Below are 26594 nucleotides of genomic sequence, written 5' to 3'. Positions count from 1 at the left end.
CGCAAGCATACACCCGGCGGGCGCCATGGCGCCAACGCCGGGTGCACGGAACCGCCCCGCTATTCCGCGGCGAGCAGCAGCGCCGCGCCGAGGCCGGCGACCGCGCCGGGAACCTCCCAGCGCTCGTTCGACGAAGGCGGCTGGTCGGCCGTCACGGGCGGAAGGTCCTGGCCGAACTTCGGCCGGCGGGCGTCGAGCACGCGCGCCGCGCCGTGCCGGGCGATCAGGCTCTGGGTCAGCTTGACGAGATTGCCCTCGGCGATGACGGAGGTCACGTCGCCGCCGCCCTCACGCAGGCCGGGCGCGACTTGCGCCACCAGCTTCTCCGACCACTTGGCCCGCCATGTTTCGCGCGCGCTGTGGCTCACCCACTTGCTGATCCGCTTCGTCATGCGCGGCGGGCACGCCACGATGACCCAGTGCGCGGCGCTGCCGCCCGCCATGGGAACGAGTTGCTGGGCGGCATACGCCGCGTCGTCGATGTACACGATGATCCTGTCCATGATGTTCCTTTCGGGAGAGTCGCTTACGCGTAGTGGGAGGGGGAGTGCTGGCGATGCGTCGCCCACCAGCCGGCCGCGAGCACGCCCGCGATGACGACGCCGTAGGTGAGCCAGCGCACCGGCGCGTGGTCGTCGAAGACGCCGTCGAGCAGCGGCTCCGCGATGATCATGTGCGCGGCGGTGTAGGCGAGGACGGCCGCGCCCGCGTGGATGATCAGCGGGAAGCGCTCGACCAGCTTGAGCACCAGCGTGCTGCCGAAGACCATGATGGGTACGCTGAGCAGCAGGCCGACGATGACGAGGTCGAACGAGCCATGGGCCGCGCCGGCGACGCCGAGCACGTTGTCGACGCCCATGAGCGCGTCGGCCACCACGATGGTTTTCATGGCACCCCAGAAGGTGCTGGCGACGGGTCCGTCATGCTCGCCGCTGTTCTGGTCGGCCATGAGCTTGTAGGCGATCCAGATGAGCCCGAGGCCGCCGACGAGCATGAGCCCGGGGATCTTGAGCAGCCAGACCACGCCGAGGGTCATCGCCGAGCGCACGACGATCGCGCCGACGGTGCCCCAGACGATGGCTTTCTTCTGCAGCTGCTGGGGCAGGCTGCGGGCGGCCAGGGCGATGACGATGGCGTTGTCGCCGGCCAGGACGAGATCGATGAGGACGATGGCCAGCAATGCCGACCACCAGGCGGAGGAGAGAAATTCCATGACGAGTATTCCAAGGTTGCTTTCGAGACAACCCCGAACGGGAACGGTCGATGGAATCGGTGACTGCCGCGGTGCTGCCGGAAGTCACGAACGCTTCGACCGAACCCGCCGGGTTCGTATCGAAGGTCTTGCTCGGCATGGAGTCATGCGGATATGTGCCCGACAAGCCGGAAGCCCTGTAATGCCTGGACTTCGTATTGACGACTTGCCGATACGTGCTGCAACGCGGCCTGTGGGCGGCCCCCCTTTGCTGCAACACGCGGGAGCTACTCCCCTTCGTGGGGGAATTAGACCATGAAACGCCCGCCTGCGGGGGCCGGGGGCCGGCGGTATCATCCCTTCCCCCATGGCAGGCATCCACATCACCGACATCGAAGCCGCCATCAATTTCTGGCGCGAGAAGAAGCCCTCACCGGACGGGGTGACGCTCGCGCCCGAGCTGCGCGCGCTGGCCGAGGTCTACGCCCTCATGATCTTCTATCACGAGGATGAGGTGGCCGAAAAGGGCTTCCCGCCGGCCGCCTACGCGGCCTGGAAGGCGTGGTTCGATACCCTCCCCGACACGCCTTGCATCGCCATCTGCTCCACGAGCCAGGGCGACGAAACCTGCAAGGGCTGCGGGCGCAGCTTCGAGGAGGTACAGCGCTGGACGGAAATGAGCCCGGCGGAGCGCCGCCGGACCTGGCGGCGCATCACGCTCGAAGGCGACGCATGGCGCTTCAACCGCTATGCCGAGCGGGCCGGCGCCGACCCCGCGTTGCCGCCGGCGGAGCCGCCCGCCAAATGATCCGGCTCACCCGGGCGCCCAACATCGCGATCGCGGCGCTCTGGGTCGACGCCCTCACGCAGGCGGGAATGCCCGCGTCGGTCCAGCGCTACTACCTCGGTTCGGTCGCGGGCGAGTTGCCCCCCGACCAGTGCCTGCCGGAGGTGTGGCTCACGCATGACGAGCAGGAGTCGCAGGCCCGCGCCTTCCTGCGCGAATTCACGCACGTCAAGCAGCGGCGCTGGCATTGCGCGTGCGGCGAGATCGTGGAGGGCGGCTTCGAGCAGTGCTGGAACTGCGGGCTGCCGATGCCCGAGTGAGCGCGGGTGCGGCTTACTTGCGGCCGTACGTGTCGTCGAAGCGCACGATGTCGTCCTCGCCGAGATAGCCGCCCGACTGCACCTCGATGATCTCCAGCGGCACCTTGCCCGGGTTGGAGAGCCGGTGCTTGTGGCCCATGGGAATGTAGGTGCTCTCGTTCTCCGCGAGCAGGAAGGTGTCGTCGCCGCGTGTGACCTTCGCGGTGCCGGAGACGACGATCCAGTGTTCGGCGCGGTGGTGGTGCATCTGCAGGCTGAGCGACGCGCCGGGCTTGACCATGATGCGCTTGACCTGGAAACGCGAGCCCGAGTCGATGCTGTCGTACCAGCCCCAGGGCCGGTGCACCTTGCGCGGCAGCAGCGGCTCGGCGCGGTCGCGCGCGGTGAGGCCGGCGACCACTTCCTTCACGTCCTGGCTGCAGTCGCGCTTCATCACGAGCACGGCGTCCGGCGTTTCGACGACCACCGCGTCGTCCATGCCGATGACGGCGACGAGGCGGCTCGTCGCATGCACCAGCGTGTTGCGGCTCGTGTGCAGCACCGCGTCGCCTTCGAAGGCGTTGCCGGCGTCGTCGTGCGGGCGCGTCTGCCACACGGCATCCCAGGCGCCGAGGTCGCTCCAGCCGGCGTCGAGCGGCACCATGCGGATGTCGAAGGGGCTGCCCGCGCACTTCTCCATCACGGCGTAGTCGATCGATTCCGACGGCACCTTGGCGAACTGCTCCTTGCCGGGCCGCACGAATCCCGCGTCGGTCGTGCGCGCGTCCCAGGACGCGCGCGTCGCGGCGGCGATGTCCGGCCGGAATGCCTCGAGCGCGGCCAGCCAGGTGGAGGCCTTGAGCACGAAGATGCCGCTGTTCCAGTGGAATTCCCCGGACGCCACGTAGCGCTCGGCGGTCGGGAGGTCGGGCTTCTCCACGAACTGCAGCACCTGCCGCGCGCCGTCCGGGGCAGGGGCGCTGCGGATGTAGCCGTAGCCCGTCTCCGGCCGCGACGCGGGGACGCCGAGCACCACGACCGAACCGGTCGCGGCCTGCTCCACCGCCACCCGCAGCGCGGATGTCATGGCCGGCACGTCGGAGATGCCGTGGTCGGCGGGGCACACGACCATGACCGGGTCGGCGCCCGGGCCCTGCGCGTGCAACGCGGCGAGGGTCAGCGCGGGGGCGGTATTGCGGCCCAGCGGCTCGAGCACGATGGCACCGTCCGCCGCGCCGCTGGCCGCGAGCTGGTCCAGCACCATGAACCGGTAGTCTTCATTGGTGATGACCACTGGCGGTGTGAGTTGCCATCCTCCGCCCGCAAGGCCGTGCAGGCGCACGACGGAGTTCTGGAACAGCGAACGGTCGCCGCCCGACGGCGCGAGGAATTGCTTGGGATGACCGGAGCGCGACAGCGGCCAGAGCCGCGTGCCGCCGCCTCCGGCCATGATCACGGGGCAGATCGTCGCTTGGAATGGGTTGCTCATGCGGTCCTCCTGGCTTCGCGTCACTTCCAGCGCTGCGGCTCGAGCTCGACGGTGTGCGCGGAATTGCTGATCATCAATGTGCCTTCCTGGATCGTCGCCTGCAACTGCATGCTGCGCTCGGCGAGCAAGGCGAGCGCCTGCGAGGCCGCGGCTGGCACGCGCCACACCGCCAGGTTCTGCAGGCGCGTGAGTTTGGTCTCGATGCCCTTCCACCAGATTTCCGCGGCATTCGCGAAACAGTAGACGGCGACGTGGTCCGCGCGCGAACAGGCCCTGGAGACCGGCTTGTCCTCGGGCTGCCCGACTTCGATCCACATGCGCGTGCGTCCGGTGTAATCGCGGATCCACACGTCGGGGTCGTCCGGGTTCGACAGGCCCGCGCCGAAGGCCATGGTCGCGTCGCCGTTGCACTCGGTCTGCACGAGGTGCGCATTGAGCGCCAGCGCGACGAGGCGGATCATCATGCGCTCGTCGGTTTCGCTCGGGTGCCGCGCCAGCGTGAGCGTCTGGTTGGCATAGTAGGCGTGGTCGATATCGGCAATCGACAGGTTCGCCTTGAAGATGGTGGACTTCAGCGCCACTGGAACCGCCGACAGGCCGCCCTTAGGCGGTTCAGCCCCCTCGGGGGGCAGCGAAGCGTGGGGGCCATATACCGCCGACAGGCCGCCCTTAGGCGGTTCAGCCCCCTCGGGGGGCAGCGAAGCGTGGGGGCCATATCAGGCGCGCTTCGCAAGTTCAGCGGCTTTGCCGATGTAGCTGGCGGGCGTCATCGCGAGCAGCCTGTCTTTTTCCGCCGCCGGGATTTCCAGCGAGCGGACCAGCGCATGCAGGTCCTCCGCACGCACCGTCTTGCCGCGCGTGACCTCCTTCAGCTTCTCGTAGGCGCCCTGCACACCGTAGCGGCGCATCACGGTCTGGATCGGCTCGGCGAGCACTTCCCACGAACGGTCGAGGTCGGCGACGAGCGCCTCCTCGTTGAGCTCCAGCTTGCCCAGGCCGATGCCGAGCGAGTGGTAGGCGAGCGCCGCGTAGCCGAGCGCCACGCCCATGTTGCGCAGCACGGTCGAATCGGTGAGGTCGCGCTGCCAGCGCGAGACCGGGAGCTTTTCCGAAAGATGCCGCAGGATCGCGTTGGCGAGGCCCAGGTTGCCTTCCGCGTTCTCGAAGTCGATCGGGTTCACCTTGTGCGGCATGGTGGACGAGCCGATCTCGCCTTCGCGCAGGCGCTGCTTGAAGTAGCCGAGGCTCACGTAGCCCCAGACGTCGCGCGACCAGTCGATGAGGATCGTGTTCGCCCGCGCGACGGCGTCGAACAGCTCGGCCATGTAGTCGTGCGGCTCGATCTGGATGCTGTACGGCTGGAAGGTGAGGCCCAGGCCCAGCGGCTCCGGCGACTCGACGACCTTGCGGCTGAACGCTTCCCAGTCGAAATCGGGCCAGGCGGACAGGTGCGCGTTGTAATTGCCGACCGCTCCATTCATCTTGCCGAGGAGCTTGACGGCCGCGATCTTCTCGCGCGCCGCAGCCAGGCGCACGACGACGTTCGCGATCTCCTTGCCGACCGTCGTCGGGCTCGCAGTCTGGCCGTGCGTGCGGCTGAGCATCGGCACTTCGGCATACGCCCTGGCCATCGAGCGCAGCTTGTCGACGAGGCCATCGATCGCCGGGAGGATCACGAGGTCACGCCCGCCCTTGAGCTGCAGCGCGTGGCTCGTGTTGTTGATGTCTTCGCTGGTGCACGCGAAGTGCACGAACTCGCTGGCCGCGCGCAGCTCGGGCCGCGCCTCGAACTTCGACTTGATCCAGTACTCCACGGCCTTCACGTCGTGGTTGGTGGTCTTCTCGATCTCCTTGATGGCACCGGCGTCGGCTTCGGAAAAATTCTTGACCAGCCCGAGCAGGTAGGTGCGCGCGCCGGGCGTGAGCGGCTTGAACTCGGCGAAGCCCGCGTCCGACAGGGCGATGAACCAGCAAATTTCGACCTGCACCCGCTTGTGCATGTAGCCTTGTTCGCTCATCAGCGGACGCAGCGGGGCGAGGCGGCCCGCATAGCGGCCGTCGAGCGGCGACAGGGCGGAAATCGTGGAAAGCGTCATGTCCGGGATTGTAGGGCGCGCCCTTTGCACCGCCGGGGTGCACGCCGTGTCGTGCCCCTGCCACACAACACGGCGCGGTCCCGACGCAAAACCCCCAGATTGGGCCGGCGCCAGGGTGTTACCCGGGCAAGCAGTGCGCGCTCGCTAAAATGAATCGACCGACAACTCGAACACCAAAGAGAGCTTTTCATGAAACTGATCGGATCCAACGCGAGCCCGTACGTGCGCAAGGTTCGCATCGTCATGGCCGAGAAAAAGCTGGACTACGATTTCGTGACGGAAGACGTGTGGGCCGCGGACACGACCATCGGCCATTCCAACCCGCTCGGCAAGGTCCCCTGCCTGGTGATGGAAGGCGGCGAGGCCCTGTTCGACTCGCGCGTGATCGTGGAATACCTAGACACCCTGTCGCCCGTCGGCAAGTTGATCCCCGCGGTCGGCCGCGAACGCGCCGAAGTCAAGACCTGGGAAGCGCTGGCCGACGGCGTGCTCGACGCGTCGATCCTCGCGCGCCTGGAAGCCAACTGGGCGGGCCGCACGAAAGCCCAGCGCAGCCAGCCGTGGATCGACCGCCAACGCGCCAAGGTGGACGCGAGCCTGAAGGCGATGAGCCAGGGCCTGGGCGACAAGCCGTTCTGTGCCGGCATCTACCTGAGCCTCGCGGATATCGCGGTGGGTTGCGCGCTCGGCTACCTCGATTTCCGCTTCCCGGACATCGACTGGCGCGGCCCGTACCCGAACCTGGCCAAGCTGCAGGAAAAGCTGATGCAACGCCAGAGCTTCGCCGATACGAAGCCGGGCTGAATGGCGCCCTGATCCAGCCGCACGCAGCAACACGCAGTGCGGCGCCCATGAAAAAACCCGGCTCAGCCGGGTTTTTTCATCTGATCAGACCACTCTGAAATCGCAGCGCGATTTCAGAGTGAACATACAAAATGCTGCGAAGCGCCCCGAAACGAAGGAGGGAGGGAGGGAGGAGGAGAAGAGTCGCTCCAGGATTGCAGCCGGACCAAACAGCATCCGGCAGGCTTCGCAGCAATAACTGAATTCTTGGGTCCACTCCCCTTGCCTGCCAGATAGAGTGGGGACGGCGCGCGCAGGTTCCAGTGCCTTGCCAATCGACGTGGTAAATTTTTGTGAACCCGATGTATCGCGCTGTTGCGCGCGCAGCGCGCGCCGGCCTACTTCGCGGCCAGCTGCTTCTCGATGTCGGCCACCAGTGCCTTGTCCTGCGGCGTGGTCAGGCTCGTGTAGGTCGCGAGGATCTTTCCGTCACGCCCGATCAGGTACTTGTGGAAGTTCCACAGCGGCTGGCGTCCCGTGGCCTTGGCCAGCTGGACGTAGAACGGGTTCGCATCGGCGCCGCGCACGGCTGTTTTCGCGAACATCGGAAACTTGACGCCATAGGTGTTCTCGCAGAAGTCGGCGATCTGCTTGTTGTCGCCGCCCTCCTGCTCGAAATCGTTCGACGGAAACCCGAGCACCACCAGCCCTCGCTCCCGGTACCTGGAGTAGAGCGCCTCCAGCCCCTGGTACTGCGGGGTGAACCCGCAGTAGCTGGCGGTATTCACGACGAGCAGCACCTTGCCGGCGTACTGGCACAGGCTTTGCGGCTTTTCGTCCTGCAGTCGCGCAAAGGTGTAGTTCAAGGTGGCGGGGCACGCGGTCCCCGCGGGCGCGGCAGCGGCGGCCGGGGCGGTGGCCGCGCTCGCCGGCGTGTCGGCCAATGCCGCGATCGTGGCGAGAAATGCTGCGATGAGGCTGAAAGTGTTCAAGATATGGACCTCCAGGTGGCCGTTGGCTTTCCGATTGTCAAGCCCTTTTCACGCCGCCGCTTAAAATGTGTGCAGCAGAAGAAAGTCAGACATGCTCTATCCCGAATTGTTCAAACAACTCGAATCCGTCCGCTGGGACATGGACAAGGACATCCCGTGGGACAAGTTCGATGCGGCCCAGCTCTCCGATGAGCAGGCGCAGACGATCAAGATGAACGCGATCACGGAATGGTCCGCGTTGCCCGCGACCGAAATGTTCCTGCGCGACAACCGGGACGACAGCGATTTTTCCGCTTTCATGTCGATCTGGTTCTTCGAGGAGCAGAAGCACTCTCTGGTGCTGATCGAGTACCTCAAGCGTTTCCGCCCCGACCTGGTGCCTACCGAGGAGGAACTGCACGAAGTGCGTTTCGAATTCGAGCCCGCGCCCGCGCTGGAAACCCTGATGCTGCATTTTTGCGGCGAGATCCGGCTGAACCACTGGTACCGCCGGGCCAGCGAGTGGCACACCGAGCCCGTCATCAAGCACATCTACATGACGCTGAGCCAGGACGAGGCGCGCCATGGCGGCGCCTACCTGCGCTACATGAAGCGCGCGATCAACAAATTCGGCAACGAGGCGAAAGCCGCGTTCACCAAGATCGGGGTGCTGATGGCCAGTGCCCGCCGCACGGCGCAGGCGCTGCACCCCACCAACCTGCACGTCAACAAGGCGCTGTTCCCCCGCGACACGATCCAGAGCCGCCTGCCCGACCCCGAGTGGCTGGAGCAGTGGCTGGACACCCAGATCAACTTCGACGCCGTCTGGGAGAACAAGGTCGTCGAGCGCATCCTGCACAACATGAGCCTGCTGATGGACCGCAGCTTCAAGACCGTGCAGGAGCTCAACCGCTACCGCAAGGAAGTCGCGGCACTAGTGGCCGGTGCTCCGGCATCCGCGGCGCCGGGCGCGGCCTGATCTCCGGCCTTGTCCGCCCCTGCGTTCCTGTCCAAGATCTGCGCCCGCGACGAAGCCGCGGCGCGCGTCGCCTCGCTGCCGCAGCCCGTCGTCTTCACCAACGGCGTCTTCGACGTCCTGCATCGGGGCCATGTCAGCTATCTCGCGCAGGCCCGCGCACTCGGCGGGAGCCTGGTCGTGGCACTCAACACCGACGCCTCGGCCCGGCGCCTGGGCAAGGGCGCTGACCGGCCGCTGAACAGGGAAGCGGATCGCGCCTGCGTCATCGCGGCGCTGGAGAGCGTGAGCCTCGTCACCTGGTTCGACGAGGACACGCCGCTCGAACTCATCACGCAGCTCAAGCCGGCGGTCCTCGTCAAGGGCGGCGATTACGACATGAGCAAGCTCGCGGAGACCCGCGCCGTGGAGAGCTGGGGCGGGCGGGCGCTCGCCATCCCCTTCGTGGACGGCTATTCCACGACCGCGCTGGTTCGCAAGATTCGCGAGGGTTGAGGCGAGTCAGGGCGCGTCAGGGCGCGGCGGCCGGCGCCGCATCGCGCGGCTTGCGGCGCACCTTGTCGCGCATGCGGCCGAGCCAATGCTCGATGTCGTCCATGAACGTGAACACCACCGGGATCACCAGCAGGCTCAGCACGGTGGACGTGATGAGGCCGCCGATCACCGCGATCGACATCGGCGAGCGGAAGCTCGGGTCGGCGGTGCCGAAACCGATGGCGATGGGCAGCATGCCCGCGCCCATCGCAATGGTCGTCATGACGATCGGCCTCGCACGCTTGTGGCACGCGTCGATCAGCGCGTCGAAGCGCGACAGGCCATGGTCGCGGCGCGCGACGATCGCATATTCGACGAGCAGGATGGAGTTCTTCGTTGCGATGCCCATCAGCATCACCAGGCCGATGAGGGACGGCATCGAGAAACTCTTCTGTGCGATCAGCAGGCCGACGAACGCGCCGCCGAGCGACAGCGGCAACGCGGCGAGGATGGTGACCGGCTGCAGGAAGTCCTTGAACAGCAGCACGAGCACGATATAGATGCACAGCACGCCGGTGACCATGGCGAGCAGGAAGCCCATGAAGAGTTCACCCATCACTTCCGCATCGCCGACTTCCACCACCTTCACGCCGGCGGGCAGGTTCCTGACCGAGGGCAGTTCCTTCACCTTCGTCGCGACGTCGCCGAGCGGCAGTCCCGAGAGTTCGATCTCGAAATTCACGTTGCGCGACCGGTCGTAGCGGTCGATCACCGCCGGCCCGCCGGTCATCTCCAGCGTCGCGACCTGCCCCAGCATCACCGGGCCCTTGGAGCCGGGCACGGCCAGGCGTTCGAGCACCGACAAGTCCTTGCGCGCGTTGTCGTCCAGCTTCACCACGATGGGCACCTGGCGCTGCGACAGGTTGAGCTTGGGCAGCGCGATGTCGTAGTCGCCCGTGGTGGCGATGCGCAGCGTTTCGCCGATGGACGCGCTGGTCACGCCGAGGTCCGCCGCCTTCGCGAAATCGGGCCGCACCGCGATCTCGGGGCGTATCAGGCTGGCGGTCGACGCGACGCTGCCCAGGCCCGGGATGGTCCTCAGGTCCCGTTCCACCGCGCGCGCGGCCTCGCCGAGTGCCTGCGGGTCTTCCCCGGTCAGCACCAGGATGTACTTTTCCCCGGAGCCGCCCAGACCCACCTTGCTGCGCACGCCCGGCAGCGGTTCGAGCGCCGCGCGGATCTTGTTCTCGATGCCCTGCTTGCGCGGCCGGTCGCCCCGGTCGGTCAGCAGGATGGTGAGCGTCGCGCGCCGCGTCTCCGCCGTGCCGGAAGAGGCCAGCGGGTCCGCGCCCGCCGTGCCGCCGCCGATGGTCGTGTATACGCTTTTCACGTGCTCGACCCGCGCCACCATCTGCCGCGCCTGTTCCGCGGTGGCCATCGTCTGCGCCAGCGTGGAGCCAGGCGCGAGTTCCAGGTAGACCTGCGTCTGCGAATTGTCGTCCGGCGGGATGAAGCCGGTCGGCAGCAGCGGGATCAGCATGATCGAGCCGAGGAAGAACAGCCCGGACAGCACGAAGGTCGCGAGGCGATGGCGCATGCTCCAGTTCACGCACCTGAGGTACACCTTCATCCAGCCCGCGTCTTCGTGTGCCGTGACGATGGGCTTCAGGATGTATGCGGCCATCATCGGCGTCAGCACGCGCGCGACGACGAGCGATGCGAATACCGCGAGCGAGGCGGTCCAGCCGAACTGCTTGAAGAACTTGCCCGCGATGCCGCTCATGAAAGCCGTGGGCAGGAACACCGCGATCAGCGTGAAGGTCGTCGCGATGACCGCGAGCCCGATCTCGTCGGCCGCTTCCATCGCGGCCTGGTAGGGTGTCTTGCCCATGCGCAAGTGGCGCACGATGTTCTCGACCTCCACGATCGCGTCGTCGACCAGGATACCGACGACCAGCGACAGCGCCAGCAGCGTGACGACGTTGACCGAGAACCCGAGCAGGTGCATGCCGATGAAGGCGGGGATCACCGACATCGGCAACGCGATGGCGGAGACGAAGGTCGCGCGCCAGTCGCGAAGGAACAGCCACACCACGATCACCGCGAGGATCGCGCCCTCGTAGAGCAGGTGCAGCGAGCCGTGGTATTCCTCCTCCACCGGCGTGACGAAGTCGAAAGCCTGGACCAGCTGGATGTCGGGGCGCTGCGCCTTGAGTTCCGCCAAGGCCTTCTGGACCGCCGCGCCCACCGCAACTTCGCTTTCGCCGCGGCTGCGCGCCACTTCGAAGCCGACCACGGGCTTGCCGTTGAGCAGCGCCGCGGCGCGCGGCTCCGCCGTCGTGTCGGTGATGGTGGCGACGTCCTTGAGGCGGACGCTGCGCGGCGGCGTTCCCGCGAGGGACAGTTGCAGCTCGCCGATCTCCGCCGCCGTCTTCACGGTCGCGAGCGTGCGCACGGGCTGCTCGGAGCCGCCGAGATCCGTTCGCCCCCCCGCGCTCTCCGTCTGGACCTGGCGCAGCTGCCGTGACACGTCCGCCGCCGTGGCGCCCAGCGCCTGCAGGCGCACCGGGTCCAGCGCCACGCGGATTTCGCGATCCACGCCGCCCACGCGGTTGACGGCGCCCACGCCGCGCACCGCGAGCAGCTTGCGCGAGATGTCGTTGTCGACGAACCAGGAGAGCGCCTCGTCGTCCATTCGGGGCGACGACACGGTGAAGGCCAGCACCGGCTGGCTCGCGAAGTCCAGCTTGGTGACGATGGGTTCGCGCACGTCGGCCGGCAGGTCGCTGCGCACGCGCGCCACGGCGGACCGCACGTCGTCCACCGCTTCCTGCACCGGCTTTTCCAGGCGGAATTCGGCGAGGATGGTCACCGCGCCGTCCTGCACCTTGGTCGTGATGTGCTTCAAGCCCTGCGTCGTCGCGATGGCGTCTTCCAGCTTGCGCGCGACATCCGTTTCCATCTGCGCGGGCGCCGCGCCCGGCAGGGCCGCCGCGACGCTGATGGTGGGCAGGTCGATGTCCGGGAAGTTCTGCACCTTCATCGCATTGAAGGAGATCATCCCGCCGAAGGTGAGCATGACGAACAGCATCACCGCCGGGATCGGGTTGCGGATCGACCAGGACGAGACGTTGATCATGGCCTGGCGTCCGAGATGCGCACCAGGTCGCCGTCGTTCAGGAAGCCCGCGCCGACCGAGACGATGCGTGCGTCCTTCGGCAGGCCCGACAGGACTTCGAGCTGGTCGCCCGCGAGCCGGCCGGTCTGCACCTTCAGCTGGCTCACGCGGTTGTCGGCGTTGACGCGGTAGACGTAGCTGAAGCCGTCGCGCACCACCACGGACGCCTGCGGCACGGTGATCGCCGGTGTCGCACCCAGGTCGAATTCGCCGCGCGCGAACATGCCCGCGCGCGCCGAAGCGGGGCCGCCTGGCAGGGGCGTCACGTCGACGTACACGAGCGCCGCGCGGCTCTGCGGGTCCACCGTGGGGCCGATCATGCGGACGCGACCCGAGAGGCGCGCGCCGCTCGCCGCGGTGACGAGCGCAGTCGTTCCGGTCGTGATGCGGCCCAGCTCCTGCGACGTCACTTCCGCGCGCCACTCCAGCCGTCCCTGCCGGATGAGGCGGAACAACTCCGTGCCGCTTCCGACCACCGCGCCGACCGTCGCCGTGCGCGCGGAAATGATGCCGCTGTCCGGGGCGTACACGTGCGTCTGGTTCACGCGCACTTCCTGTGCCTGCAGCGTGGCGCGCGCGGCTTCGACGCGGGCCTGCGCCGTCTTTTCCGCGGTGAGGTACTGGTTGATCTGCGAGGCGCTCAGCGCGCCGCTGGACTGCAGCGTGCGTGCGCGCTGCGCGTCCGCGGCCGCGTTCGAGGCGGCCGCCTCCGCTTCCGCGAGGCTGGCGCGCGACTGGGCCGCTTCCGCGCGCGGCGTGTCCGATGCGAAGGTCGCCAGCACCTGGCCCTTGGTGACCTTGTCACCCACGTTCACGTTGACTTCGGTCAGGCGCAGGCCCGGGGTGTCGGCGCCGACGCTCGCTTCCTGCCAGGCGGTGATGTTGCCGTTCGCCGAGAGCTTTACGGGCAGGCTCATGCTGCGCGGCACGACGGTGGAGACCGTGAGCGCGGGCCGCACCGTGGCCTCGTCCTTCTTTTCCGGCGGCTTCCCGCTGTCGGACAGCTTGTAGAAAATGCCGCCGGCCAGCAGGACGGCCACGGCGATCGCGCCGATGACGAGGGGGGTGAATCGAATCTTCTTCATCGCGTTGCCATCTCCTGCGCGGCCCAGCCGCCTCCCATCGCGCGGTAGAGCGCGATCCATGCCGTGACGCGTTCGCGCCGCAGCTGCACCCAGGCGGTCTCGGCTGCGAGCGCGGTGCGCCGCGAATCCTCCAGTTGCACGAGGCTCGCGAGGCCGCTGTTGTAGAGCGCTTCGGTGGCGGTGAACGACGCGCGGTAACCTTCGCGCGCGGCGAGCGCGTCCTCGGTGCGCGACCTTGCGCTCTGCAGGTTCACCAATGCCTCCTCCACTTCGCGCACGGCCTGGCGCACGCGCGCCCGGTACAGCAGCACGGCTTCCTCATAGCGTGCCTGCGCGGAGTCCACGTTCGCGCTGCGCCGCCCGCCGTCGAAGAGCGGCAGCGTGAGCGCGAGCGGGCCGATGGACCAGGTCTGCAGGTCCGACGTGACGCCGCCCGTGCGCACGACACCCGCGTTGATCGAGCCCGTCAGCGACACCCGCGGGAAGCGCTGCGCGCGCGCCGAGCCGACCTCGGCGCTGGCCGCGGCGACCTCGAGTTCCGCCTGGCGCACGTCGGGGCGCTGCGCGAGCAATTGCGCGGGAACGGAGACGACGGTGAGCAGCCCCGGTGTCACGGGTTCGGTCCAGCCGGCAGCCAGGCGCTCCCGCAGTACCGGCTCCGGCATGGCGGTCAGCGCGACGAGGCCCTTCACTTCGATGTCGCATTGCGCAGCCTGCTGCGTGGCGCGTGCCGAGGCCTCCGCCGCGCTGGCGCGCGCGAGCGATGCCGTCGCAGGCGCGGTGAATCCCGCGCGTTCGCTCAGGCCCGACAGGCGTGCGGTCTCTGCGCGCGACTTTGCGTCGTTCAGCGTCACGGCGCGCAGTTCCTCACAGGTGCGCAGGCTCACGTAGCTCGTGGCCGTTTCCGCGGCGACGGCCACGCGCGCGGCGTGCCAGCCCGCACCGGCGCCTTCGAGCCGCGCCTGCGCCGCATCGGCGGCGTCACGGTTCGCACCGAACAGGTCGATTTCCCACGCCGTCTGCAAGCCGGCTTGCGCCACGCTCGCGAGCGGCACGGGCGGCTGCGTGTCGCCGCGCTGCGCGGACGCCACCGCATCGAGCGTGGGCAACAAGGCGGCGCCGGCCGCGACGCGGGTGGCGCGCGCTTGCCGGATGCGCGACGCGGCCGTCGCGAGGGTCGGGCTGGCGGACTGCGCGGACTCGATCAGCTGGATGAGCAGCGGATCGTCCCATTGCGCCCACCACGCCCGCAGGTCGGCGAGTTCGCCGGCATGCGGCAGGGGCGCGTACCACTGCGGCGGCGCCTGCGTGCCCGCGGACGCGGGGGGCCGGGGTGTACTGCAACCGGCCGCCAGGACTGCCGCGGCCGCCAGAAAAACGAGTTTCTTCATGGGTAACCCACAAGCCTACCATCGCGCGGCTCGCCGCGGCAGGCCCGCGCTACAGGGTGCAACCCGAATCTGTCAGGAGAAAACGGCGTGCCACAGGGCCACGACGGCGCCCCGCTCCGCCTGCATCGTGTCGATGGGGACCTGCGTCGGCTTTTCCTCCAGCCGTGCCTGGTGCTGCACGCGGCGCAGCTCGCGGTAGGCGCCGGCCGCGGCCTGTCCGACGCCGGGAGGCAGCAGGCCGCAGTGCTCGGCGCGCTGCAGCAGGGCGATGTTGCCCACGTTGGGCACGAGCTCGGGGTGCGAGGCCGACTGGGAAAGCACCAGGTACTGCACCGCGAACTCGGCATCCACCATGCCGCCCGGGCTGTGCTTGACGTCGAAGAGCCCGGCCCGCACCGGGTGCGCCGCACGCACTTTTTCGCGCATCGCGATGATCTCGCCGCGCAACGCGGCGCTGTCGCGCGGCGCGGTGATCACGGCGCGGCGCACCTCGTCGAAGCGTTGCCCGAGCGCCGGCTCGCCGAGCACGAAGCGCGCGCGCGTCATGGCCTGGTGCTCCCAGGTCCATGCCGTGTTGCTGCCGCGCCGCTGCTGGTAGTTGTCGTAGGCCTCGAAGCTGGTGATGAGCAGGCCCGAACTGCCATTGGGCCGCAGCGCCGTGTCGATCTCGAAAAGGTCGCCCTCGGCCGTCTTGGTCGTGAGCCAGTTGATGAGCTTGCGCACGAACGCGGCGTAGGCCTCCGGCGCCGCCTCGTCGTCGTCCTCGAACACGAAGACGATGTCCAGGTCGCTGCCGTAGCCGAGCTCCTTGCCGCCCAGTTTCCCGTAGCCGATGATCGCGAAACGCGGAGTCTCGCGGTGCCTGTTCTTCAGGCGCTGCCAGCACCAGCGGGCCGTCACGCGCAGCACGGCGTCCGCGAGCGCGCTGAGTTCGTCCGCGACCTGCTCCACCGTCAGGCGGCCTTCCACGTCGCGCGCCAGCGTGCGGAACACCTCCGCATGGTGCGCGCGGCGCAGCAGGTTCAGCAGCGCCTCGTCGTCGTCCTCGCCGGTGATCTGCAGCGAGCGCCGGCGGTCTTCCAGTTCGCGCTCGAACTCTTCCGGCGCGAAGCGCTCGGCCAGCATCGTGTCGTTGGCGAGCTCGTCGATGACGCCCGGATGCTGCAGCAGGTAGCGAGCGGGCCAGCGCGCCGCCCCGAGCACGCGCAGCAGCCGCTCGTGCACGCCCGGTCGCTCCAGCAGCAGCGCGATGTAGCTTTCGCGGCGCAGCAACGGCTCGATCCAGTCCGCCATGCGGAGCGCTGCCTCTTCGCTCACGCGACCCTGCGCGAGCCACTGGCCGGTGCGCGCGACCAGCCGCGCCAGGCGGGCGCGTGCGTCCTCGCGCAAGGCCAGCACGCGCGGATGCGTCGCCCAGGCGGCCACGCGCTCGCGCAGGCGCCCGGGCAGATCCTCGAGCAGCGTTTCCAGGTCGGGCGCGGCGGCCTTGCCCTTGGGGCCGCCGCATCCCTTGCATTCGGTGGCGCCACCGAGGAGCGTGTCGAACTCCTGCGCGACCAGCTCCCGGTGGCTGTCGAGTTCGTGCAGGAACGGGCAGCAGTCCGCGAAGCCCATGGTGCGCGCGATCCAGCCCAGGTCGCCCTCGTCATCGCTGTCGCACGACATCGGCATCACGTGGGTCTGCTGGTCGTCCAGGTACTGGATGCGGTGCTCCACGCGGCGCAGGAATTCGTAGGCACGGGCGAGCGCATCCGCGGTGGCCTGCGGCATGAGGCCCGCGGCCGCGACGCGCTGCAGCGCCTGCAGCGTGGGGCGCGTGCGCAGTTCCGGGTAATGGCCCCCGCGCACCACCTGCAGGAGCTGCACGATGAACTCGATCTCGCGGATGCCGCCGCGCGACAGCTTCACGTCGTTCGCGCGCTCGGGCCGGCCGGCGCTGCGCTTGGCGGCGTGGTCCCGGATCTGCTTGTGCAGCACGCGCAGGGAATCGAAGACGCTGTAGTCCAGGTAGCGCCTGAACACGAAGGGCAGCACGGCGGAGCGCAGCCCCTGCGCCGTGCCGCTCGCGATGCAATCGCGAGGCGCGACCACGCGGCTCTTGAGCCAGGCGAAGCGTTCCCACTCGCGGCCCTGCACCTGGAAGTAGTCTTCCAGCGCGCCGAGCGATACCGCGGGCGGGCCGGAGTTCCCGTTGGGGCGCAGTGCGAGGTCGACGCGGAAGACGAATCCGTGCTCGGTGGTGTCGCCGATGAGGCCGAAGATGATCTTGACGGCCTTGCCGAAATATTCGTGGTTGGAGATGCGGCCCCGCCCGCCCGGCAGGCCCGCGGTTTCGCCGTCGTGGTCATAGACGTAGACGAGGTCGATGTCGCTGGAGACGTTCAGCTCGCGCGCACCGAGCTTGCCCATGCCGATGATCCAGAGCTCGGCGCGCGCCCCGTCCGGGGCGAGCGGCGCGCCGTGCTGCGCGTCGAGCTCGCGCGTGGCGCAGGCGCAGGCGACGTCGAGCGCGAATTCGGCGAGCTCCGTGACGGCGGTCGTCACCTGCGACAGCGGCGCGCCTTCGTCGCAGTCGAGCGACATGAGCCGCTCCATCACCAGCTGGCGCAGCACGCGCAGCGCGGTCGATTCGTTGTCCCCGCGCGCGCGCAGGGCGTCGTAGACGGACTGCATGGACGCGCGATCCGGCGCCCCGGGGGCGAGCAGGTGCAACTCGGCGGCATAGCGCCGCCGCAGGCGCTGGGCGAACCGGGAGTGGCCCGACAGGGGCGCATCGGTCGCGTCCGCGGCCGCGCCGGGCAAGGGGCCGCCCGAAGGCGAAACAGCCTGTAGTTGCCGCGAACCCGCGGGTGCGCCGAGGGTCATAATTCCTGCCACATCGATGAATTCATGAACGACCGCCCGCCGTTTCCGTCACGTCCGTTGAAGGCTTACGCCATTGTCGCGAAAGGGTTGTTGTGGCTGTTGATGACCGCCTGGCTGGTGCTCGCACTCGGCTGGGGGGCCCTTCACGGCTGGATTGTGCCCAAAATCGGCGAGCTGCGCCCCGACCTGGAAATCGAGGCCGGGCGCGTCCTGGGGGTACCCGTGCGCATCGGCAGCATTGCCGCGCGCAGCGAGGGACTCATTCCCTCCTTCGAACTCTCGGACGTCGTGCTGCTCGACCCGCAAGGGCGCGCCGCGCTGCGGCTGCCCCGGGTGATCGCGGCGCTTTCGCCGCGCTCGCTGTGGAACCTCGGGTTCGAACAGCTGTTCATCGACCGCCCCGAGCTGGACGTGCGCCGCGCGCCCGACGGAAAGATCTTCGTCGCGGGCCTGGACTTCTCCCGCGGCGGCGACAACGACGGCAAGGGCGCCGACTGGTTCTTCCGCCAGACCGAGTTCGTGATCCGCGACGGCACGGTGCGCTGGACCGACGAGATGCGCGGTGCGCCGCCGCTCGCGCTCGAGAACGTCGACTTCGTCGCGCGCAACACCGGGCGTAGCCACGCGATCCGCGTCGACGCGACGCCCCCTTCGGCCTGGGGCGAGCGTTTCACCTTGCGCGGCCTGTTCCACCAGCCGCTCCTCACGACCCATCGGGGGCGCTGGCAGGACTGGGTGGGGCAGGTCTACGCCGATTTTTCGCGGGTCGATGTCTCGCAGCTTCGCCGCTACGCGAACCTCGGGATCGAGATCAGCGAAGGTCACGGCGCGGTTCGCGCGTGGGCCGACGTCTCCAGGGGCCAACTCACCGGCGCCGCCGCGGACCTGGTGCTCGCGGACGTGAGCACGACGCTCGGCAGGTCGCTGACGCCGCTTGCGCTGCGCTCCCTGTCGGGCCGGCTGGGCGGCAAGCGGCTGGGCGAGGGCTTCGAGTTCCAGACCGAGCGCCTGCAGTTCGACACCCGGGACGGCCAGCGCTGGCCGGGGGGCAACGTCTTCGTGTCCTGGCAGCCTTCGGACGGCAAGCGGGCCGCGCAGGGCGAGTTCCGCGCGGACCGGCTCGACCTGCTGGCGGTGAGCCAGATCGCGACGCACCTGCCGCTCGGCACGGCGACGCACGCCGCGCTCACGGCCTACGCCCCCCAGGGCCTGGTGGAGACGCTCCAGGCGAAGTGGCAGGGGCCGGTCGACAACCTGCAAAGCTACCAGGCGAAGGGCCGCGCGGTGCGCCTCGAGATCGCGGCGCGCGCAGCCGACACCTCGGCCAGTGCGCCGCATGCGGCGTCGCCCGGCTTGCGGGGCGCCGCCGTGGACTTCGACCTCACGCAGGCAGGCGGCAAGGGCCGCGTCGTGATGCAAAAGGGCGCGATCGAGGTGCCCGGCGTGTTCGAGGAGCCGCTGGTGCCGGTGGACGAGCTGTCCGCCGACGTCCAGTGGCAGGTCGACGGCCCGGCGATTTCGACGACCGTGAGCAACCTGAAGTTCGCCAATGCCGACGCGCAGGGCGAAGCGAAGGCCACCTGGCACACCGGCGACAAGGGCCAGCCGCGCTTTCCCGGCGTGCTGGATCTGCAGGGCTCGCTCAGCCGCGCCGACGGCGCGCGCGTGTATCGCTACCTGCCGCTGGCGGTGCCCAGGAACGCACGCGAGTACGTCCACGAATCCGTCGTGCAGGGGACGGCGACCGGCGCGAAGTTCCGGGTGCGCGGCAACCTGCGCGAGTTCCCCTTCCGCGACGGCAAGTCGGGCGAGTTCCGCGTCACGACCGACGTGCGCAACGTGACCTATGCCTACGTGCCGCGATCCCTCGTGAAGGGCACCGCGACCTGGCCGGAGATGACGCAGCTCTCGGGCGAACTGCTCTTCGAGGGCGGGGGGATGTCGGTGAAGAATGCGGCGGGCCGCTTCGCAGGATCGCCCGGCCTTCAGTTCAAGGCGGACGCCACGATCCCCGATTTCCGCACCACCACGGTGGCCGTGACGGGCCAGGTCGGCGGGCCGCTGTCGCAATCGCTGGGCGTCGTCAACGCGTCTCCGCTGGCGTCGATGACCAATGGCGCGCTTGCCAGGGCGACCGGCACCGGCAACGCGGACCTGAGGCTCAAGCTCGACCTGCCGATCGCCACGATCGACCGCTCGAAGGTGCAGGGGACGGTGACGCTTGCGAACAACGACGTGCAGATCACGCCCGACAGCCCCCTCCTGACGCGGGCGCGCGGCGCCGTCACCTTCAACGAGCGGGGTTTCGCGCTCGTGGGAACGCAGGCGCGGGCGCTCGGCGGGGACGTGCGCCTTGAAGGCGGAAGCCGCGCGGCGCCCGCCGCGCCCGCCGGCAACGATGCAACCGTGGTGCTGCGGGCGCAGGGGACGGCCACTGCGGAGGGATTGCGGCAGGCGCGGGAAATCGGCTTCGTCTCGCGCCTCGCGAAAGACGCCACGGGCGGCGCCGCGTACACCATGGTGATGCAGGTGCGGCGCGGCGTACCGGAAATCGCGGTCACGACCAACCTGCAGGGCCTCGCGCTGAACCTGCCGGCACCGCTCGCCAAGACGGCCGAGTCCGTGCTGCCCATCCGCTACGAGAACGCGCTGCTGCGCGAGACGCCCGCAGCGGGTTCGGCGCCGAGGATGCTCGACCAGCTGACGGTGGACGTCGGGCGCATCGCATCCATCGCCTACGTGCGCGACATCTCGGGGCCGGAGGCCCGGGTGCTGCGCGGCGTGATCGGCATCGGGCTGCCGCCGAACGAGGCGCCCGCCATGCCGGACCAGGGTGTGCTCGCCAACATCAACCTGGCGTCCGTCAGTGTGGATGCATGGGAGGACGTGCTGGGCAACGCGGCGATCGCGGGCGGCACGGGTTCGGGCGGGCCGCGCGCGCAAAGCGGCGGCGCCTCGCAGGCCTACCTGCCCACGGTGCTCGCCGTGCGCGCGAAAGACCTGACCTTCGGCGGGCGCACGCTGCACAACGTCGTGCTCGGCGGCTCGCGCGAGGGCCTCACCTGGCGCGCGAACGTGGACGCCGGCGAGCTGAACGGCTATATCGAATACCGGCAATCCTCGTCAGGCGCCGGCAGCGGCCGCCTGCATGCGCGCCTGGCGCGGCTGTCGATCGCGGCGTCGGCGGCCAGGGAAGTCGAAACGCTGCTGGACGAGCAGCCGGACAACCTGCCCGCCCTCGATGTCGTCGTGGACGATTTCGAGCTGAAGGGCAAGAAGCTCGGCAAGCTGGAGATCGATGCGGTCAACCGCGGGGCAACGGCGGTGGCGCGCGAAGGCGGCGTGCGCGAATGGCGGTTGAACAAGCTGAGCCTCACGGTACCGGAAGCCGTGTTCAGCGCCACCGGCAACTGGGCGAGCATCAACGCGCAGGCGGGCGTGCCGGCGTCGGCGCCCGTGCCCGCGCGCGCCGGGCCGCGCGCCGCGGAGCAGCGCCGCACGGTGATGAATTTCAAGCTGGACATCGCCGACTCGGGCGGCCTGCTCACGCGGTTCGGCATGAAGGACGTGGTGCGGCGCGGCAGGGGAAAAATGGAAGGCCAGGTGGCGTGGCTGGGCTCGCCGCTCACGCTCGACTATCCCTCCATGAACGGCAACTTCTTCGTCAACGTGGAAGGCGGCCAGTTCCTCAAGGCCGATCCGGGCCTCGCGAAACTGCTGGGCGTGCTCTCGCTGCAATCGCTGCCGCGGCGCCTCACGCTGGACTTCCGCGATGTGTTCACCGAGGGGTTCGCCTTCGACTTCGTGCGCGGCGACGTCACCGTGCAGCAGGGCATCGCGGCGACCAACAACCTGCAGATGAAGGGCGTCAACGCCGCCGTGCTCATGGAAGGCAAGGCCGACCTCGCGCGCGAAACGCAGGACCTCAAGGTGGTGGTGGTGCCCGAAATCAACGCCGGCACGGCCTCCCTCGTCGCCGGCGTGATCAACCCGGCGATCGGCCTCGGCACCATCCTCGCGCAGCTCTTCCTGCGCGAGCCGCTGATCCGGGCCGCGACGCAGGAGTTCCACATCGACGGCACCTGGGCCGACCCGCGCGTGACCAAGGTCGATCGCAAGGCGCAGCCCGGCGCGCGGGCGGACGCCGCCTCCGAACCGCGCGTTCCCAAAACGAACTGAGGCCTGTCCCGCCATGAAGATCGCCGCCCTCCAGATGGTGTCCGCCACGTCCGTTCAGGCCAACCTCGACGCCGCGCGCGCGCTGCTCGAGCAGGCTGCGCGCGAAGGCGCGGAACTCGCCGCGCTACCGGAGTACTTCTGCCTCATGGGAAAGCGCGACACCGACAAGCTGGAAGTGCGCGAAGCCCCGGGCGAGGGCGCGGTGCAGCGCTTCCTTTCCGACGCGGCGCGCGAACTGGGGTTGTGGGTGGTGGGCGGCACGCTGCCGCTCGCCGCGGGGGACGATGCGCACGTGCGCAACACCTGCATGGTGTATCGCCCCGATGGCGAGCGCGCGGCGCGGTACGACAAGATTCACCTCTTCAAGTTCGACAACGGGCGCGAGCAGTACGACGAGTCGCGCGTGATCGAGCGCGGCGCGCAGCCCGTGGTGTTCGACGTCACCTCGCGCGACGGGCATGCCTGGCGTTTCGGCATGAGCGTCTGCTACGACCTGCGCTTTCCCGAGCTGTACCGCTCGCTGGCCGCCGACGTGCTGCTGGTGCCCAGCGCATTCACCTATGTGACGGGCCAGGCGCATTGGGAGCTGCTGCTGCGCGCACGCGCGGTGGAGAACCTCGCCTTCGTCGTGGCGCCGGCGCAGGGCGGGCAGCACGAGAACGGCCGCCGTACCTGGGGGCACAGCATGGTGGTGGACCCCTGGGGCGTGGTGCTCGCGCAGCGCGAAGCGGGCGCGGGCGTCGTGTTCGCCGAGCTGGATGCCGCGCGGCAGGCGCAGGTGCGCAGCCAGCTGCCCGCGCTGGAGCACCGCGTGCTATGAGCGCGTCCGGCCGGCCCCACCGCCATACCCCGGCGGCCGTGCGCTGGTCGCTGTGGGCGGCGGTGGCCGGGCTGGTCGCCGCGCTGCTCATCACGCTGGTGTGGCTCGCGGGGCGCTACGAAGCGAGCCAGGTCCAGTCCAAGCTCGAACGCGATACCGCCGACGCGCTGGGCGACATTCGCGCCGCGCTGACGCGCAACGTCCAGAGCCTCCAGGCGCTGCAGGCCGGCCCGCCGTCGCGCGCGGCATGGTCCGAGCAGGCGGCGCAGCTGCTGCGCGACCACCGCGAATGGATCCGTATCGAATGGCGCGACGCCGCGCTGGGCACCGTGCTGTACGCGGACACGCCGTTCCGGCCGCCGCCCTTCGCCCGGCTGGGGCGCGCCAACGCGCAGGCCGACGTGGCGCTTGCCTGCGCGAACGGCAGGCGCGTGAGCGGTCCCGCGTATTCGAGCAGCTACTTCCTGCCGCAGCTCGACGGCCTGGGCGTGGAAGTGATGGAGCTGTGCCTGCCCCAGGTGGATGCGGGCCATCTCACGGGCTATGTCGTCGCCACGTATTCGCTGGGCGAAATGCTTTCCAGCCTCGTGGGGCCGCAGCTGATGCGCAGCCAGGAGGTCTCCTTCACCGAGGCCGACGGCACGCGGCTCGCGCTGCACGGCGCCGCGCGGCGCGGCAGCCGCGTCTTCACCTCGCAGCAGTTGCTGGACCTGCCGGGCAACACCATGGTGCTGCGCATGGACAGCTGGCGCGGCGCGCCCGACCTGTTCCCCAATGTCCTTACGGCGCTGGTGACGGCGATGTCGATCGCGCTCGTGACGGTGCTCCTGCTGCTGGGCCGCGACATGCGCAGGCGCCTGCGCGCCGAGCAGGACCTCGCGGACGCGCTGGCCTTTCGCAAGGCGATGGAGGATTCGCTCGTCACCGGGCTGCGCGCGCGCGACCTGCAGGGCCGCATCACCTACGTCAACCCCGCGTTCTGCGCGATGGTGGGATTCGAGCCGCACGAGCTCCTCGGCCACATCTCGCCGGCGCCCTACTGGCCGCCGGAGCTGGCCGGCGAATACCAGAAGCGCCAGGAAATCCGGCTCGCGGGCGAACACCAGCCGCCGCGCGAAGGCTACGAGTCGGTCTTCATGCGCAAGGACGGCTCGCGGTTCCCGGTGCTGATCATCGAGGCCCCGCTCATCAACCACGAAGGAGTGCAGACCGGCTGGATGAGCGCGTTCCTGGACATCAGCGAACAGCGCCGCGTCGAGGAGATCTCGCGTGCGAGCCAGGAGCGGCTGCAGGCCACCGCGCGGCTGGCGACGGTCGGCGAGATGGCGTCCCTCCTCTCGCACGAGCTGAACCAGCCGCTCGCAGCGATTTCCAGCTATGCCACCGGCTCGATCAACCTGCTGCAGCCGCACGCGCGCTCGACGGACGCGATGCCGGACATCGAGGTCGCGATGCGCCGCATTGCCGAACAGGCCGAGCGCGCGGGGCGCGTGATCAAGAGCGTGCACGACTTCGTGCGCCGGCGCGACCAGGACAGGCGGCCGGTGGAGCCGCGCGCGCTGCTGGACGCGATCATGCCGCTCGTGAACCTGCAGGCGCGCAAGCTGCGCGTGGAGGTGCGCACGCGCCTGGCCGAGAGATTGCCACCGGTGCTGTGCGACCCGACGATGGTGGAGCAGGTGCTGCTGAACCTCGCGCGCAACGCGATGCAGGCGATGGACGAGGCGGGCGTGCGCAACCCGTCCCTCGTCATCGAGGTGCGCCGCGTGGGCCACGCCGAACATTCCGATGCGGCGAAGGCCTGGCTGGAGTTTTCCGTGGCCGATGTCGGGCCCGGCATTCCACCCGAGGTGCAGCAGCAGCTCTTCACGCCCTTCTTCACGACGAAAGCCGAAGGCATGGGGCTCGGCCTGTCGATGTGCCGCACCGTCGTGGAGCAGCATGGGGGATTCCTCGGGTTCGAGCCCAACCGGCCGCAGGGTACGATTTTCAGGTTCACGCTGCCCGTGAATCCCGCCGGCATGTCCCACACCGCCCAAGACCGCGCTCTCGCGACGCCCTGATGCAGCCCACCACCGACGCCACCGTGTTCATCGTCGATGACGACGCCAGCGTGCGCGAGGCGCTCGCATGGCTGCTTCGATCGCGGCACCTGCTGAGCGAGAGCTTCGAAAGCGGCGAAGACTTCGAGGCGATGCTGCAGGCCGGCTTCGCGCCGAGCCAGGCGTGCTGCGCGCTGCTGGACGTGCGCATGCCGGGCATGAGCGGCCTCGCCCTCTTCGACAAGCTCGCCGGCCGTGGCCTGACGGAGGTGATGCCCGTGATCTTCCTCACCGGCCACGCGGACGTGCCGACGGCGGTGGACATGGTCAAGCGCGGCGCCTTCGACTTCTGCGAGAAACCGTTTTCGGACAATGCGCTGGTCGACCGCGTGGTGCAGGCGCTGCAGAAATCCGCGGAGGTGATGGCGGCGCGCCGCACGAAGACCTTGTTGCAGGCGCGGCTGGCCGAGCTCACCGAGCGCGAGCGCGACGTGATGCGCCTGGTGGTGGAAGGCCTGCCCAACAAGCTCATCGCCGACCAGCTCGACATCAGCGTGCGCACGGTCGAAGTGCACCGCGCGCGCGTCTTCGACAAGATGGAAGTCAAGTCCGCCGTCGAGCTGGCGAACACCTTGCGCGACCTGTGACCGCGCGCACGGGGCGGTTCATGCGCCCGGGGCGTCGTCCTTGTCGCGCGGCGGCTCCCCGCCCTTGCGGCCGGAGAACATGGTCCACCACACGATGACGACGAACAGCACCAGCGCGAGCAGGGCTTCAAGCAGAATCAGCAGCATGTCTCGTTTCCTGGTGTTGGCCGCGATTGTAGGGATGCTCGCGGCGTGCGGCAGTGTCCCCCTGCCACCGATGGAGGTCGCGCCGCCGCGTCCCGCGGCCGCGGCGGGCACGCCCACCGCTCCGGACGACGGCGCGCCCTTGCCCGGCCCGATCGTCCAGGGCAGGAGCCGGTGGCAGCCGGTGCGCTGGTCGGAGCTGCCCGGCTTCGACACCGACGAAACCTACGAGGCATGGAACGCCTGGCTCAAGAGCTGCGAACGCGCGCCCGCGCCTTTCGCCGCGCTCTGCCCCGAAGTGCGCCGCCTGTCGCTCGCGAGCCCGCAGGAGCAACGCGCCTGGATGATGCAGCGCCTGCAGCCTTACCGCGTCGAGCCGCTGAACGGACCGGCGGAGGGCCTGCTCACGGGTTATTACGAGCCGATGCTGGAGGCCAGCCGCCGCCCCACCGCCTCGCAGAACGTTCCGCTGTACCGGCCGCCGGCGACGCTCGGCAGCCGGCGCCCCTGGTACACGCGGCAGGAGATCGACACGCTCCCCGAGGCGCGCGCCGCGCTGCGCGGACGCGAGATCGCGTACGTGGCCGATCCGCTGGACGCGCTCGTGCTGCAGATCCAGGGCTCGGGCCGCGTGCGCATCGCCGAGCCCGACGGCAGCGTGCGCACCGTACGGCTAGCTTTCGCGGGCAGCAACGACCAGCCCTATCGCAGCGTCGGCGGATGGCTGCTGCAGCAGGGCCTGCTGCGCGATGCGTCCTGGCCGGGCATCAAGGCCTGGGCCGTGCAGAACCCGCAGCGCGTGAACGAGATGCTCTGGAGCAATCCGCGCACCGTCTTCTTCCGGGAGGAGCCGCTGTCCGAATTCGATGCGTCCTTCGGCCCGCGCGGCGCGCAGGGCGTGCCGCTCACGCCGGGGCGCTCCATCGCGGTGGACAAGGACAGCATCCCCTATGGCACGCCGGTGTGGCTCGTGTCGCAAGGGCCGGTGACCAGCCTGCAGCGGCTCGTGCTGGCGCAGGACACCGGCAGCGCCATCACCGGGGCCGTCCGTGCGGACTACTTCGCGGGTTGGGGGCCCGAGGCGGGCGAGCTGGCGGGCCGCCTGAAACAGCCGCTGCGCCTGTGGGTGCTCTGGCCGAAGTAGCAACTGCCCCCGCGAACGGGTGAGACGTCGCA

At 69.3% G+C, this 26594-nt stretch carries 22 protein-coding genes; 11 read left to right on the top strand and 11 right to left on the bottom strand.

What is annotated here, in order from left to right; translation table 11 throughout:
• Positions 1 to 59: 59 nt before the first annotated feature.
• Both I5803_RS12620 and I5803_RS12615 read right to left on the bottom strand, forming a co-directional pair.
• Positions 60 to 503, bottom strand: a complete 444-nt coding sequence (locus I5803_RS12620) for a hypothetical protein (protein WP_196986698.1) — start codon at positions 501 to 503, stop codon at positions 60 to 62.
• Positions 504 to 526: 23 nt separating this feature from the next.
• Positions 527 to 1213, bottom strand: a complete 687-nt coding sequence (locus I5803_RS12615; RefSeq protein ID WP_196986697.1) for a TerC family protein — start codon at positions 1211 to 1213, stop codon at positions 527 to 529.
• Positions 1214 to 1263: 50 nt separating this feature from the next.
• Between I5803_RS12615 and I5803_RS22245 the strand changes: the two genes are divergently transcribed.
• From I5803_RS22245 to I5803_RS12605, 3 genes are all read left to right on the top strand, one after another.
• Positions 1264 to 1395, top strand: a complete 132-nt coding sequence (locus I5803_RS22245; RefSeq protein WP_255553415.1) for a hypothetical protein — start codon at positions 1264 to 1266, stop codon at positions 1393 to 1395.
• 164 nt (positions 1396 to 1559) lie between these two features.
• Positions 1560 to 2000 (top strand): DUF3717 domain-containing protein, encoded by a 441-nt coding sequence (locus I5803_RS12610; RefSeq protein ID WP_196986696.1) that lies wholly within the window; start codon positions 1560 to 1562, stop codon positions 1998 to 2000.
• The gene (locus tag I5803_RS12605) at positions 1997 to 2299 is read left to right on the top strand and encodes a putative signal transducing protein (RefSeq protein WP_196986695.1); all 303 of its coding nucleotides are present in this window, start codon (positions 1997 to 1999) and stop codon (positions 2297 to 2299) included. The genes I5803_RS12610 and I5803_RS12605 overlap by 4 nt, the downstream gene beginning before the upstream one ends.
• A 13-nt stretch (positions 2300 to 2312) precedes the next feature.
• On the opposite strand, the gene I5803_RS12600 is transcribed toward I5803_RS12605, so the two are convergent.
• The 3 genes from I5803_RS12600 to purB form a co-directional block, all read right to left on the bottom strand.
• A complete protein-coding gene (locus I5803_RS12600; protein ID WP_196986694.1) occupies positions 2313 to 3767 on the bottom strand; it encodes a mannose-1-phosphate guanylyltransferase/mannose-6-phosphate isomerase in 1455 nt (484 codons plus the stop codon).
• Positions 3768 to 3787: 20 nt separating this feature from the next.
• Positions 3788 to 4348, bottom strand: a complete 561-nt coding sequence (locus I5803_RS12595; RefSeq protein WP_196986693.1) for a YaeQ family protein — start codon at positions 4346 to 4348, stop codon at positions 3788 to 3790.
• A 135-nt stretch (positions 4349 to 4483) separates the two neighbouring features.
• Complete coding sequence (gene purB, locus I5803_RS12590) at positions 4484 to 5863, bottom strand: adenylosuccinate lyase (protein WP_196986692.1); 1380 nt, start codon at positions 5861 to 5863, stop codon at positions 4484 to 4486.
• A 189-nt stretch (positions 5864 to 6052) separates the two neighbouring features.
• Between purB and I5803_RS12585 the strand changes: the two genes are divergently transcribed.
• Positions 6053 to 6667, top strand: coding sequence for a glutathione S-transferase N-terminal domain-containing protein (locus I5803_RS12585; protein ID WP_196986691.1), 615 nt, complete (start codon positions 6053 to 6055; stop codon positions 6665 to 6667).
• Between the two features lie 377 nt (positions 6668 to 7044).
• Here the strand turns inward: I5803_RS12585 and I5803_RS12580 are convergent, their stop codons facing one another.
• A complete protein-coding gene (locus tag I5803_RS12580) occupies positions 7045 to 7638 on the bottom strand; it encodes a glutathione peroxidase (protein WP_196986690.1) in 594 nt (197 codons plus the stop codon).
• Between the two features lie 91 nt (positions 7639 to 7729).
• Between I5803_RS12580 and I5803_RS12575 the strand changes: the two genes are divergently transcribed.
• A complete protein-coding gene (locus tag I5803_RS12575; protein WP_196986689.1) occupies positions 7730 to 8596 on the top strand; it encodes a ferritin family protein in 867 nt (288 codons plus the stop codon).
• 9 nt (positions 8597 to 8605) lie between these two features.
• The gene (rfaE2, locus tag I5803_RS12570) at positions 8606 to 9088 is read left to right on the top strand and encodes a D-glycero-beta-D-manno-heptose 1-phosphate adenylyltransferase (protein ID WP_196986688.1); all 483 of its coding nucleotides are present in this window, start codon (positions 8606 to 8608) and stop codon (positions 9086 to 9088) included.
• Positions 9089 to 9104: 16 nt separating this feature from the next.
• Here the strand turns inward: rfaE2 and I5803_RS12565 are convergent, their stop codons facing one another.
• The 4 genes from I5803_RS12565 to glnE form a co-directional block, all read right to left on the bottom strand.
• Complete coding sequence (locus I5803_RS12565) at positions 9105 to 12203, bottom strand: efflux RND transporter permease subunit (RefSeq protein WP_196988550.1); 3099 nt, start codon at positions 12201 to 12203, stop codon at positions 9105 to 9107.
• Positions 12203 to 13330, bottom strand: a complete 1128-nt coding sequence (locus I5803_RS12560) for an efflux RND transporter periplasmic adaptor subunit (RefSeq protein ID WP_196986687.1) — start codon at positions 13328 to 13330, stop codon at positions 12203 to 12205. The genes I5803_RS12565 and I5803_RS12560 overlap by 1 nt, the downstream gene beginning before the upstream one ends.
• Positions 13327 to 14721, bottom strand: a complete 1395-nt coding sequence (locus I5803_RS12555; RefSeq protein ID WP_196986686.1) for an efflux transporter outer membrane subunit — start codon at positions 14719 to 14721, stop codon at positions 13327 to 13329. Before I5803_RS12555 ends, I5803_RS12560 begins: the two co-directional genes overlap by 4 nt.
• A 72-nt stretch (positions 14722 to 14793) precedes the next feature.
• Positions 14794 to 17586: a bifunctional [glutamate--ammonia ligase]-adenylyl-L-tyrosine phosphorylase/[glutamate--ammonia-ligase] adenylyltransferase gene (gene glnE / locus I5803_RS12550; RefSeq protein ID WP_196986685.1), complete on the bottom strand. Its 2793-nt coding sequence runs from the start codon at positions 17584 to 17586 to the stop codon at positions 14794 to 14796.
• 24 nt (positions 17587 to 17610) lie between these two features.
• Between glnE and I5803_RS12545 the strand changes: the two genes are divergently transcribed.
• Genes I5803_RS12545 through I5803_RS12530 form a run of 4 tightly spaced genes read left to right on the top strand, consistent with a single transcriptional unit; the run spans position 17611 to position 25274 of the window.
• Entirely contained in the window at positions 17611 to 21765 is a 4155-nt protein-coding gene (locus I5803_RS12545; protein ID WP_196986684.1) for a YhdP family protein, read from the top strand.
• A gap of 13 nt (positions 21766 to 21778) precedes the next feature.
• On the top strand, positions 21779 to 22585 hold the full coding sequence (locus tag I5803_RS12540; protein ID WP_196986683.1) for a carbon-nitrogen hydrolase family protein: 807 nt from the start codon (positions 21779 to 21781) through the stop codon (positions 22583 to 22585).
• The gene (locus tag I5803_RS12535; protein ID WP_196986682.1) at positions 22582 to 24648 is read left to right on the top strand and encodes a two-component system sensor histidine kinase NtrB; all 2067 of its coding nucleotides are present in this window, start codon (positions 22582 to 22584) and stop codon (positions 24646 to 24648) included. The genes I5803_RS12540 and I5803_RS12535 overlap by 4 nt, the downstream gene beginning before the upstream one ends.
• Positions 24648 to 25274, top strand: coding sequence for a response regulator transcription factor (locus tag I5803_RS12530; protein WP_196986681.1), 627 nt, complete (start codon positions 24648 to 24650; stop codon positions 25272 to 25274). Before I5803_RS12535 ends, I5803_RS12530 begins: the two co-directional genes overlap by 1 nt.
• Before the next feature lie 18 nt (positions 25275 to 25292).
• Here the strand turns inward: I5803_RS12530 and I5803_RS22240 are convergent, their stop codons facing one another.
• On the bottom strand, positions 25293 to 25421 hold the full coding sequence (locus I5803_RS22240) for a hypothetical protein (protein WP_255553414.1): 129 nt from the start codon (positions 25419 to 25421) through the stop codon (positions 25293 to 25295).
• Here I5803_RS22240 and mltA point away from each other — a divergent pair.
• A complete protein-coding gene (mltA, locus tag I5803_RS12525) occupies positions 25369 to 26562 on the top strand; it encodes a murein transglycosylase A (protein ID WP_231402402.1) in 1194 nt (397 codons plus the stop codon). The two genes, I5803_RS22240 and mltA, sit on opposite strands and share 53 nt — an antisense overlap.
• Positions 26563 to 26594 lie beyond the last annotated feature (32 nt).

Source organism: Caenimonas aquaedulcis (assembly GCF_015831345.1).
Classification (GTDB): domain Bacteria; phylum Pseudomonadota; class Gammaproteobacteria; order Burkholderiales; family Burkholderiaceae_C; genus Ramlibacter; species Ramlibacter aquaedulcis.
The sequence above is the reverse complement of the archived record's forward strand: the minus strand, read 5'-3'. Positions and strand labels throughout refer to the sequence as shown.